Annotated in this window: 17 protein-coding genes and 3 pseudogenes; 18 read left to right on the top strand and 2 right to left on the bottom strand. The window is 73.9% G+C overall.

What is annotated here, in order from left to right:
* Positions 1 to 28 precede the first annotated feature (28 nt).
* From C8046_RS00070 to C8046_RS00055, 6 genes are all read left to right on the top strand, one after another.
* The gene (locus tag C8046_RS00070; RefSeq protein ID WP_109227740.1) at positions 29 to 703 is read left to right on the top strand and encodes an oligopeptide:H+ symporter; all 675 of its coding nucleotides are present in this window, start codon (positions 29 to 31) and stop codon (positions 701 to 703) included.
* A gap of 248 nt (positions 704 to 951) precedes the next feature.
* A complete protein-coding gene (locus C8046_RS18265) occupies positions 952 to 1110 on the top strand; it encodes a hypothetical protein (protein ID WP_158277090.1) in 159 nt (52 codons plus the stop codon).
* A complete protein-coding gene (locus C8046_RS00065) occupies positions 1095 to 1406 on the top strand; it encodes a hypothetical protein (protein ID WP_146197009.1) in 312 nt (103 codons plus the stop codon). Before C8046_RS18265 ends, C8046_RS00065 begins: the two co-directional genes overlap by 16 nt.
* A gap of 371 nt (positions 1407 to 1777) precedes the next feature.
* Positions 1778 to 2281: a hypothetical protein gene (locus C8046_RS18975; protein WP_235865995.1), complete on the top strand. Its 504-nt coding sequence runs from the start codon at positions 1778 to 1780 to the stop codon at positions 2279 to 2281.
* A gap of 11 nt (positions 2282 to 2292) precedes the next feature.
* Positions 2293 to 2790 carry an MFS transporter gene (locus C8046_RS18970; RefSeq protein WP_235865994.1) on the top strand — a complete coding sequence of 166 codons (498 nt, stop codon included), beginning with the start codon at positions 2293 to 2295 and terminating at the stop codon, positions 2788 to 2790.
* Positions 2791 to 3150: 360 nt separating this feature from the next.
* Entirely contained in the window at positions 3151 to 3447 is a 297-nt protein-coding gene (locus C8046_RS00055; protein WP_235865993.1) for a GtrA family protein, read from the top strand.
* 198 nt (positions 3448 to 3645) lie between these two features.
* Here the strand turns inward: C8046_RS00055 and C8046_RS18965 are convergent, their stop codons facing one another.
* Positions 3646 to 3927 carry a hypothetical protein gene (locus C8046_RS18965; RefSeq protein ID WP_235865997.1) on the bottom strand — a complete coding sequence of 94 codons (282 nt, stop codon included), beginning with the start codon at positions 3925 to 3927 and terminating at the stop codon, positions 3646 to 3648.
* On the opposite strand from C8046_RS18965, the pseudogene C8046_RS20110 reads away from it, so the two are divergent.
* The 9 genes and pseudogenes from C8046_RS20110 to C8046_RS20100 form a co-directional block, all read left to right on the top strand.
* Positions 3856 to 4002 (top strand): annotated as a pseudogene (locus tag C8046_RS20110) (glycosyltransferase); the annotation flags it as partial. The gene C8046_RS18965 and the pseudogene C8046_RS20110 overlap by 72 nt on opposite strands.
* Positions 4003 to 4066: 64 nt before the next feature.
* Positions 4067 to 5017 carry a glycosyltransferase family 2 protein gene (locus C8046_RS00050; protein WP_199224348.1) on the top strand — a complete coding sequence of 317 codons (951 nt, stop codon included), beginning with the start codon at positions 4067 to 4069 and terminating at the stop codon, positions 5015 to 5017.
* A gap of 234 nt (positions 5018 to 5251) precedes the next feature.
* Positions 5252 to 5392: a hypothetical protein gene (locus C8046_RS18260; protein ID WP_158277089.1), complete on the top strand. Its 141-nt coding sequence runs from the start codon at positions 5252 to 5254 to the stop codon at positions 5390 to 5392.
* Positions 5371 to 5757, top strand: a complete 387-nt coding sequence (locus tag C8046_RS00045; protein ID WP_109227738.1) for a hypothetical protein — start codon at positions 5371 to 5373, stop codon at positions 5755 to 5757. Before C8046_RS18260 ends, C8046_RS00045 begins: the two co-directional genes overlap by 22 nt.
* A gap of 80 nt (positions 5758 to 5837) precedes the next feature.
* Positions 5838 to 6098, top strand: a complete 261-nt coding sequence (locus tag C8046_RS00040; protein ID WP_109227737.1) for a hypothetical protein — start codon at positions 5838 to 5840, stop codon at positions 6096 to 6098.
* Positions 6099 to 6210: 112 nt separating this feature from the next.
* Positions 6211 to 6390: a hypothetical protein gene (locus tag C8046_RS00035; protein ID WP_109227736.1), complete on the top strand. Its 180-nt coding sequence runs from the start codon at positions 6211 to 6213 to the stop codon at positions 6388 to 6390.
* A 440-nt stretch (positions 6391 to 6830) separates the two neighbouring features.
* A complete protein-coding gene (locus tag C8046_RS18255) occupies positions 6831 to 6998 on the top strand; it encodes a hypothetical protein (RefSeq protein ID WP_158277088.1) in 168 nt (55 codons plus the stop codon).
* A 228-nt stretch (positions 6999 to 7226) separates the two neighbouring features.
* A complete protein-coding gene (locus C8046_RS20105) occupies positions 7227 to 7988 on the top strand; it encodes a DUF4397 domain-containing protein (RefSeq protein WP_109227734.1) in 762 nt (253 codons plus the stop codon).
* 162 nt (positions 7989 to 8150) lie between these two features.
* A pseudogene (locus C8046_RS20100) lies at positions 8151 to 8441 on the top strand (glycosyl hydrolase family 8); the annotation flags it as partial.
* A gap of 100 nt (positions 8442 to 8541) precedes the next feature.
* On the opposite strand, the gene C8046_RS18960 reads toward C8046_RS20100, so the two are convergent.
* The gene (locus C8046_RS18960) at positions 8542 to 8904 is read right to left on the bottom strand and encodes a hypothetical protein (RefSeq protein WP_146197008.1); all 363 of its coding nucleotides are present in this window, start codon (positions 8902 to 8904) and stop codon (positions 8542 to 8544) included.
* Between the two features lie 4 nt (positions 8905 to 8908).
* Between C8046_RS18960 and C8046_RS00015 the strand changes: the two genes are divergently transcribed.
* From C8046_RS00015 to C8046_RS00005, 3 genes and pseudogenes are all read left to right on the top strand, one after another.
* Positions 8909 to 9262, top strand: a complete 354-nt coding sequence (locus tag C8046_RS00015) for a hypothetical protein (protein ID WP_109227732.1) — start codon at positions 8909 to 8911, stop codon at positions 9260 to 9262.
* A gap of 193 nt (positions 9263 to 9455) precedes the next feature.
* Positions 9456 to 9656 carry a sortase domain-bontaining protein gene (locus C8046_RS18250; protein WP_158277087.1) on the top strand — a complete coding sequence of 67 codons (201 nt, stop codon included), beginning with the start codon at positions 9456 to 9458 and terminating at the stop codon, positions 9654 to 9656.
* 61 nt (positions 9657 to 9717) lie between these two features.
* Positions 9718 to 10012 (top strand): annotated as a pseudogene (locus C8046_RS00005) (hypothetical protein); the annotation flags it as partial.

Here is a 10012-nt window from a genome sequence, read left to right as displayed (position 1 = left end):
GTGACGATCCTCATCCTGCTCGTCCGATCTGGTACTTCCGCCAGGTGCTCGGCCGACGCGGGCCGACGCCGGGGCGCGCTCGCGGGTCACGGCCTTCATCTGGCTGTTCATCGGGGCCGCCGTCTTCTGGATGATCTTCGAGCAGTCGGGCTCGACGCTCAGCCTGTTCGCCCAGAACGTCACCAACCTGACCGTGACCAGCGGCTTCAGCGTCCCGGCGTCCTGGCTGCAGTCGATCAACCCGCTCTTCATCGTCATCTTCGCGCCCGTGTTCTCGGCGGTCTGGCTCCGCTGGGGAGACCGGGCGCCGCGCACGTCGGTGAAGTTCGGCATCGCCCTGCTCGTGGTCGGCGCATCGTTTCCTCCTCATCGTCCCGATGCAGGCCTACGAGGACTCCGGCACCCGGGCCACGGTCTGGTGGCTCGTGAGCGTCTACCTCCTCCAGACGTGGCCGAGCTCCTGCTGTCCCCGAACGGCCTGTCCGCCACCACCAAGCTCGCGCCTGCCGGCTCGCTCGGTCAGTTCCTGGCGCTGTGGTTCCTCGCGACGTCCGTGGGCACGACCGTCGGTGGCCAGATCGCCAGCATCACCTCCGACAGCCCGGTGCTGTCCTTCGCCGTCTGCGGCGGCATGGCCGTCGCGTTCGGCGCCGTGATGGTCGCCGTCCGACGGATCAACGCCCTGATGGGCGACGTGCACTGACGCGAGCCCGGGGCTCGCAGTGGCAGCGCGGACCCCGCGTGCGCACGGTTGTCCACAGGCCAGCACGCCTCGTGGCGCCGCGAGCGGGCCGTGCCCGAGACTGTGGCGATGACGACGCCGACGCAGGGCCCTCGGGGGATGCCCTCCCCGTCCCGACGCCGAACGGCCTGCCGCCGGGGTACCCGCAGCACCGTCCGCCCGGGTCCGCCGCCCGCCGATCCTGGCCGAGCAGTGCGCGGAGCGCGGGGATGTGGGCCCTGGTGTTCTCGGTCGCGCTCTCCCTCGGTGTCGCGCTCGCCGTCGCCGTCGTCATCGGGGCGATGGGACTCGTCCTCCCCGAGAGCACCCGGTCGTGGCGCTCCTGGCCGTGCTCGTCCTCGGGCAACCTCTCGTGGCTGTGCTGCTGACGCGGAGGGTCCGCGAGCCCCTGCCGCGGGCGATGCGTGGGTACGGCTTCGCCGCGATCGTGATGGCCGTGACGCTCGTGGGCGTCGCCCTGATCACCGCTGGAGCAGGAGCGCTGGGGCTCGGGCTCGTCTGGCTGGCCATGCTGGTGGACGAGATCCTGGGATGGGGGGTCCTCCTCGTCCCCCTCGGGATGCTCACCTCGGCCGTCATCGCCACGCCGCTCGTCTTCTCGGCGGTGCACCGGCGAGCCGAACGGCGGGCGTACCGGAGGGAGCACCGCACCCCTCCGTCCTGAGACGCGCGCGGAGAGCGGTCGCGATCCGCGCGGGGAGCTGCCGGGTCACGAGCCGGGCAGGAGCGTGCGGCCGTACGCTCGGGCCGTGTCGCTGCCCTCCTCCTCGAATCGCCGCCGCGTGCAGCGCCGCACCGTCGCGCTCCTCTCGCTGGCACAGGTCCTCAGCGGCGTCGCCGCCGGCAGCATCGTCTCCGTCGGGTCACTCCTCGCCGTGCAGCTGTCGGGCTCCGACGCCTGGGCCGGATCGGTCGCGACGTCGGCGACGCTCGGGGCCGCCGTCGCCTCTCCTGCTCGCCCGGCTCGCGCTCGCCCGCGGCCGGCGCGCCTCGCTGGCCACCGGACTCGCCCTCGCCTCCGTCGGGGCGCTCGGCGTGGTCGCCCGCGCCGTCGTGGAGGTGTTCCCGCTCCTGCTGCTGTCGGGCGCCCTCATGGGCACGGGCAGCGCCGTCAACCTCCAGGCGCGCTTCGCGGCGACCGATCTCAGCGATGCGACGAGCCGGGCCCGCGACCTGTCGCTCGTGGTGTGGATGAGCACCGTGGGCGCCGTCGCGGGGCCCAACCTCGTCCGGTTCGGCTCCCCGATCTCCGACGCCCTCGGTCTCCCCGAGCTCGCCGCCCTGTTCGTGCTCTCGGCCGCCGGCATGATCGCGGCGATGCTCGTGATCTGGATCGGGCTGCGTCCCGACCCGCTGCTGGAGCAGCAGCGGCTGGACGCCGGGCGCGGTGACGACGCCGCCCGACGACGCCGCCGGCACCGTCAGCGCCGCCCACCCCACCCCACCACCGAGCCCAGCTGGCGGCGGCCTTCCGGATCCTGCGCACGCACCCCGCCGCGAGCGCCGCCCTGGTCGCGATCCTGGCCGCCCACGCCGTGATGGTCGCGGTGATGTCGATGACGCCGGTCCACATGGAGGGCCACGGCGCCTCGATCACCCTCGTCGGGCTGACGGTCAGCCTCCACATCGCCGGGATGTACGCGCTCTCCCCGGTGATGGGTGCCGCGGCCGACCGGTTCGGCGGGCCGAGGGTGCTGATCGGAGGTCTGGCGGTCCTCGCCCTCGCGACGCTCACGGCCGGCCTCGCCGGACCGCACCACGCCGCCACGACGGCCGGACTCGTCCTGCTGGGCCTCGGCTGGTCGGCGGCCACGGTTGCCGGCTCGGCCATGATCGCGCGTACGGTTCCCGGCGCCGAGCGCGTGACCGTGCAGGGTCTGACCGACTCGCTGATGTCGCTCGCCGGCGCGGGTGGCGGCGCGCTCGCCGGGGTGATGCTCGCCCTCACCGGCTACGGCGGGCTCAACGCCGGGGCCGGGGCCCTGGCGGTCGCGGCCATCGCCGTCGTGATCGTGGTGGGACGTCGCCGCTCCTCCCAGCCGGACTGACCCGTCCGCCTTTAGCGCACGGTCCAGCCACCCGGGTCCCAGCCGTCCTCGGTCCCAGGATGCGAGAAGTTTCAACCAGTTTCGGATCTGACCCATCCGACACCGGGGGTCAGCCCGAACCCCTGCTGTGACCGTTCCCACGCAGGCGTCAGCGCGCCGCCGTCCGCCCAGCGCCTCCCCGTCCTCGGGTGAGCCCTCGGCGACGCGTCCGGGACGCCGCTCGGTCCTCTCCTCCCTGCCGCCCCGCCTCGTCGAGCTGCTGCGTTTCGGCGCCGTCGGCGGTCTGGCGTTCGTCGTCGACCTCGGCATCTACAACCTGCTGCGACTGACGATCGCCGAGGACAAGCCGATCGCGCGAAGGTGGCCTCGGTCGCCGTCGCCACACTGGTCGCCTGGCTGGGCAACCGCTACTGGACCTTCGCGGGACGACGCCGGAGCTCGGCCCCCGGCGAGCTCCTCGCCTTCGTCGTGGCGAACGTCCTCGGACTCCTCATCGCTGCCGCCTGCCTCTTCGTCTCGCACTACGTCCTCGGGTTCACCTCGACCCTCGCGGACAACATCGCGGGCAACGGGATCGGGCTCGTCCTCGGCACGCTCTTCCGCTACGTCGTCTACCGGCGCTTCGTGTTCAACCACGCCGATCCCGCAGCCCGCTGACGCGGTCCGCCGACCACCTCTCTCATCGCGACCGTGCCCGGAAGGACCCCCGTGCCCCTCGTCATCGCGCAGGACGACGCCCCCGTCCTCACCCCGATCGACCCCGCACCTCTCCCCACCCCCGTGCCGGCAGGCCCGAACCGCGGTCCCGCGGACGTCGAGGTCGTCGGACAGGTCGTCCAGTGGTGGCAGGGCTCCTCACCCCTGCAGCTCGTCGGCTACGGCCTGATCGTGCTCGTCGCGCTCGTCCTGACGGCGATCGCCCTCACCACGCTGTGGTGGATGCTCCACGCGTGGCGCAGCACCTCGGCGCTCACCGCCACGGGCTTCCGCACGGCCAACGCCAACGAGCGCACGCCGACGCTGTCCTTCACGCTCCTCGTGCCCGCCCGGCACGAGGAGGAGGTGCTGGCCCACACGCTCGAGCGCCTCGTCGAGCAGGACCACCCCGACGTCGAGATCATCGCCATCGTCGGCCACGACGACCCGGGCACCGAGGCGGTCGCCCGCTCCGTGGCCGACCGCTTCCCCGACCGGGTGCGCGTCGTCGTGGACGACTCCGTCCCCAAGAACAAGCCCAAGGCGCTCAACCTCGCCTCCAGACTCGCGCGGCGAGATCGTGGGCGTCTTCGACGCCGAGGACGAGGTCCACCCCCAGCTGCTGCGCCTCGTGGACGAGCGGTTCGCGACCACCGGCGCCGACGTCGTCCAGGGCGGCGTGCAGCTGATGAACATCGAGACGTCGTGGTGGTCGCTGCGCAACGTGCTCGAGTACTACTTCTGGTTCCGCTCCCGCCTGCACTTCCACGCCGAGCAGCGGTTCATCCCGCTCGGGGGCAACACCGTCTTCCTGCGCACCGACCAGGTCCGCGACGCCGGCGGCTGGGACGCCGAGTGCCTCGCCGAGGACTGCGAGATCGGGGTGCGGCTGTCCAGCCAGGGCGCTCGCGTCGTCGTGGCGTACGACCCCGAGGTCGTCACCCGCGAGGAGACGCCGGGCTCGCTCCCCTCGCTCTACAAGCAGCGCACCCGCTGGAGCCAGGGCTTCCTGCAGGTGCTGCGCAAGGGCGAGTGGAAGAAGCTCCCCGGCCGCAGCCAGCGCCTGATGGCGCGCTACATGCTCTCGATGCCGTTCCTCCAGGCCGGTACCGGCCTGCTGATCCCGATCTCGCTCGCGCTGGTGCTGTTCGCCAAGGTGCCGACGCCGATCGCGCTGATCTCATTCCTGCCCCTGGTCCCCACCGTGATCGTGCTGTGCGTCGAGGTCGCCGGGCTCGGGGAGTTCGGCCGCGTCTACGACCGCAAGGTCCGGATCCGTGACTACGTCCGCCTCGTGCTGGGCACCTTCCCGTACCAGGTGTTCCTCGCCCTCGCGGCGGTCCGCGCCGTCCGGGAGACCCGGGGCGAGCGCGGCTGGGAGAAGACCGAGCACGCCGGCGCCCACATCGACCGGAGCGCGGGCGTCCCGTCCCTCTCCGCCCCGTCCCCGGCCGCCTCGAGCACCGACGCCTCACCGACCGCCACGTCCGACACCACCGCCCCGGTCACCGCCGGCGCCGCGAGGAGCTGAGATGGCCCTGCTGATCGAGCACCCCACGCCGGGCGCCCCGACGAGACCCCCCACCGAGCTCCTGCAGCTGGCCGGCGGCCCGACGACGACCCCGCGCGGGTCAGACGGGTCCGACGACTCCGACGGCCCTCGTCCCACCGCCGCGAGCGCCTGCGCGCGATCCTTCCCGACGCCCTCTGGCTCGCCCCGCTGCTCGCGATCGGCGGCGTCGTCAACGGGATCGGCCTGTTCCGGGTGCCGCAGTTCATCGACGACGAGGGCACCTACACGGCCCAGGCCTACGCCGTCGAGCGCCTCGGCGAGCTCACCCACTACACCTACTGGTACGACCACCCCCGCTGGGCTGGCTCCAGATGGCCGGCTGGACCAACCTGACCGGCGCGTTCGACCGCTACCCCAGCGCCGTCATGGCGGGCCGCGAGACGATGATGGTGGCTCTCCTCGCCGCCACGGTCCTGCTCTGGACGCTCGTCCGACGGATCGGGGCGCCGCGGATCGTCGCGGCCGTCGCCGTCCTCCTCTTCACGGTCAGCCCGCTGGCGTGCACACCGCCGTCGACAACATCGCCGTGGTGTGGATCCTGCTGGCGTTCGCTGGCCACCGCCAGGCACCGCCAGCTCGGCGCGTTCGTCGCTGCGGCCGTCGCGGCCGGGATCGCCTGGACCTTCCTCCTCATGGTCCCGTTCGTGTTCTGGGTCATGGTGCGAGGCGCCGCCCCCACCACCGGCGCTACACCCTGACCGCCGCCGGCGCCGTCCTCACGCTCACGGGGATCGGCTACCTCCTGTTCGCGCTCCTCAAGGGCGAGCTCGTCCCCGGCATGAACCGCGTCAGCCTCTGGGACGGCATCGCCTTCCAGCTGCTCGACCGCGACCCCAGCGGCTCGCTGACCGACGCCGACAGCCTGGTGCGGGCCACGACCGACGTCTGGGTCGACCTCGACCCGGTGTTCCTCGTGACGGGCGGCCTGACGATGGTCGTCGGCCTGTTCCTGCGCCGCACCCGGCCCTACGCCGCAGCGCTCGCGCTGCTCGTGCTCATGGTCGTGCGTCCCGGCGGGTACGTGCCGTCCCCCACATGATCGGGATGCTTCCGCTCATGGCGCTCGTGCCCGTCGTCGTCTGGACGGCGCTGCGGACGGCCCGTCGGGTCCGCGCCCCGGCACCCGGGCGGCGCGCACGCGTTCGGCCGCGGTGCTCGTCCCGACGGCGGCGCTCGCCGCCGCCGGCCTCGCGCTGGCGGTGCCGCAGTGGTCCAGCCAGCTGCGGGGCCAGCTCATCCCCGACTTCAACCAGCCCTTCGCCCAGGCGCAGGAGTGGGTCGAGCAGCGACCGACTACCGGCTGCTCGTGGACGACGTCATGTGGCTCGTGAGGCGGGCTTTGCGAGAACGTCGTCTGGTACTACAAGGCCGACACCGACCCCCGCGGTCATCGCCCCCGGCGGCAGGCTCGGACTACGTCATCACGACCGACTCGACCGACCTTCCCCTCGGAGTTCCGCGCGTCCGCCAGGCGATCGACAACTCGACCCTCGTGGCGAGCTTCGGCGAGGGCGACGCGCCGTCGAGGTCCGCCGCGCGCGCCGGGGATCGACGCGGCCTCCGCGAACGACGGCGCGGCGTCCGAGCGACGCGCCCTGCTGGGCCCGCAGCTCTCGACCAACCCCGAACGTCGTGCTCGACGGCGTCGCCCCCGGCGACTCCGGCAGCGCCGACGACGCGGTGTCCTCCGGGCGATTGGACGACCGCCTCGCCGTCGCCCTCGCCCAGCTCGGCGCCGCCGGCCCGATCACCGTCGAGGTCGGCGAGGAGGGTGCTGCGCACGGCTCTGATCACCCAGCGCGACGGTGCCGCGCTCACCACGGACGCCGAGATCGAGCTGGCGGACTGGTTCACGAACCAGAACCCCGGTTTCGCGCCGCAGTCGGTGACCACCACGGACGAGGGGCTGCTGGTGACCTACTCGCTCACCACACCGTGACGGCCCAGCCGCCCGCGGCCCCCGCACCCCGACGACCGCACCACCCGACCGCACGCCCTCGAACCACCAGCCCGCCCGAGAACGCCAGGAGAGATGGAGTCCCCATGACCACCACCCGCACCGCCCCGACCACCTCGACAGCGCCGGCCGCCCGCCGCTCCCGCACCACGTCGCGCGCCACCCGCGCCACCGTCACGCTCGGCCTCACGTTCGGCCTGGCGGCGCTCGGTGCCGCGGCCCCCGCCGCCGCCGCGCCCGCCGAGCCCGCCCCCGTGGACGGCTGGGTGCGTCTGGGTCACTCTCCCCCGACACCCCGCGGTCGACGCGCGGCTCACCGCCGTCGCCGGCACGACCGACCTGACGTTCGAGGACGTCGGCTACGGGGACGTCTCCGGCTACACCCGCCTGCCGCAGGGCACGTACACCGTCGCGATGATCCCGGCCGGCGCCCCGAGGGGCACCGACCCCCATCACCAGACCTTCGAGGTCGTCCCCGGCGGCGCGGCGACGGTGGCGGCGGTCGGCCTCAACGCCCTGTCCGGCCGGGTCATCGCCGACGACCTCACACCCCGCCGACGGCGCGCGTCCGTCTCATCCAGGCCTCCGTCTCCTCCCCGAGGTCGACGTCACCACCGACACGGGGACCCCCATCGCCCGGGGCGCCGCGTTCGGTACCGCGACCGACTACGCCGAGGTCGGCGCCGGTCGCTGGACGCTCGACGTCGAGGGGACGCAGTCCGGCACGGTCCAGGTGGACCTCCCCGCCGCAGCGTCAACACGCTCGTCGTCCTCGACGACGGCGACCAGATCACGCTCACGACCCTCGAGGACGCGAGCGGACCGTCGGCGGCACCGCAGGGGGGTGTCGCCACCGGTGAGGTGTGCTGGAGGCCGACCGCCGCACGGGCCGCGATCGCCGGTGTCGCCGGGGCCCTGGGCCTCGTCGTCGGTCTTCGCGCGCTCGTCCGTCGCCGTCCGGAGGTCGCGTGAGGACCGCAGCTCGGACCGGGGTCCTCGCCGTCGCCCTGACCGGCGCGCTCGCCCTGGGGCGTGCGCGCCGGGTGACCCGGCGCCGGCCCCCACGACGCCCGCGGTACCAGCGCCCCCGAGCCGACCGGGCGCGCACGCGTCGAGGCCGGCGAGGACTTCCTCGCCACCTACGTCGACCCCGACGGCCGCGTCGTGCGCCACGACCAGGAGCGACACCGTCGCCTACGGGATGCTCGTGGCGGCGTCGGCGACGCCGAGACGTTCGACGCCACGTGGACCTGGACCCGCGACAACCTCCAGCGTGCGGACGGCCTGCTGTCCTGGCGCTGGGCGGACGGCGCCGTCGTCGACGACGAGCCCGCATCGGACGCCGACCTCGACGCCGCCCGCGCCCTCGTGCTGGCCGGCGAGCGGTTCGACGAGCCCGCCTACACCGAGGCGGCGACCGCGCTCGGGCAGGCGGTGCTCGACTCGAGACCGCGGAGACGGCCCTCGGCCGGGTCCTGCTCGCGGGCCCGTGGGCCGACGTCGACCCCTACCAGGTCAACCCCAGCTACCCCTCCCCCGTGCCACCCGGCTGCTCGCCGAGCTCGACGGCGACCCGCGCTGGGCCGAGCTCGACGCCGGGTCGCGCGCCGTCACCGCGGAGCTCACCACCGGCGGCACGCTGCCGCCGAACTGGGCCCAGGTGCACGCCGCCGACGGCCGCGTCGAGGCCATGCCCGGTCCGGACGGTCGCGGGGTGCTCTTCGGGTACGACGCCGCGCGCACCCTCGTGCGGTACGTCGAGTCCTGCGACCCGGACGACCACGCGGCGATCGCGCCGGCCGTGGGCGCGCTCGAGCAGCAGGAGGTGCTCGCGGCCGAGCTCGACCTCGGCGGGCGCCGCCCTGACCCAGGACCAGCACCCCGTCACCTACGTGGCGCGGGCGGCGATCAGGGCGCTCGACGGCGACCTCACCGGGGCCGCGGCCGACCTCCGCGCCTCGGACGCGGTCGTGGAGAACCCGACGTACTTCGGCGCGGCCTGGGCCGCGCTGGGTCGGCTCTCCCTCGAGACGGACCTGCTCGGAGGCTGCCCGCCGCTGGCCGGGGACGAGTCCGCCGCGGCGACGACGGACGGGGCGCAGGCCTCGCCGTCGGGCACCTCCGACGCGGAGGGCCGCCTCACCCTGCAGCCCCGCGCCGAGGGCGTCCCGACGGCGACCGGCCCGCAGCCGATCCCGGCGCGGGCGTCGTCCCGACGACGGTGCGCATCCCGGAGATCGACGTGACCTCCGCGCTGGAGGACCCTCGTCCGCGACCCCGATCGGGTCCTCAACGACCGGCGGTGCCGGAGGTCGCGGGCTGGTTCTCCGAGGGCACGGTGCCGGGGAGCGTGGGTCCGGCGGTGATCGCCGGCCACGTCGACTCCGGTGTCGAGGGCGCGATCTTCCGCGACCTCGACCGGCTCACCGCCGGCTCGAGGTGCTCGTCGACCTGTCCGACGGCACGACGGCGACCTTCCGCGTCACGCACGCCGAGGTCGTCCCGCAGGCGCAGTTCCCCACGGAGGTCGTCTACGGCCCGGTCCCGGACGCGCAGCTCCGCCTCATCACGTGCCACACCTTCGACCGCGCCGCCGGCCGCTACACCCAGAACCTCGTCGTCTTCGCGACCCTCGCCTAGTCCGATCCGACCACCGCCCGACCTTCCCCCAGCACCGCCCACCAGGAGCCACCGCCCTTCGGTGACGAACCGGAAGATCGAGAAAAAGACCGTCGTCGTGACCGTCGCCGACCGCACCGCGTCCTCGCCAGGAGCGCGCCGACGAGCTGCCCTGGTTGCGCACCGCAAGAGCGGTCTCGCGGCCGCCTACCCCGGCTTCGCCTGGGGGCGCGCGCGCGACGACGCCGTCATGGAGATGACGAACCTCTCCCACCCCACCCGAGGACGTGTGCCGCGCCTGCTCGCCGCCCGACGAGCCGTCGTGCTCGGCTCGCGCTGGGTGCCCGGTGGCGGTGGAGAACTGCCGCTGCACCGCC

It is taken from the genome of Serinibacter arcticus (assembly GCF_003121705.1).
GTDB lineage: Bacteria > Actinomycetota > Actinomycetes > Actinomycetales > Beutenbergiaceae > Litorihabitans.
The sequence above is the reverse complement of the archived record's forward strand: the minus strand, read 5'-3'. Positions and strand labels throughout refer to the sequence as shown.

Excerpts from the sequence above, each read along its gene's own strand:
- C8046_RS18265 (WP_158277090.1), top strand. The coding sequence starts at position 952 with ATGTGGGCCCTGGTGTTCTCGGTCGCGCTCTCCCTCGGTGTCGCGCTC.
- C8046_RS18970 (WP_235865994.1), top strand. The coding sequence starts at position 2,293 with ATGTCGATGACGCCGGTCCACATGGAGGGCCACGGCGCCTCGATCACC.
- C8046_RS00045 (WP_109227738.1), top strand. The coding sequence starts at position 5,371 with ATGGCCGGCTGGACCAACCTGACCGGCGCGTTCGACCGCTACCCCAGC.
- C8046_RS00040 (WP_109227737.1), top strand. The coding sequence starts at position 5,838 with ATGAACCGCGTCAGCCTCTGGGACGGCATCGCCTTCCAGCTGCTCGAC.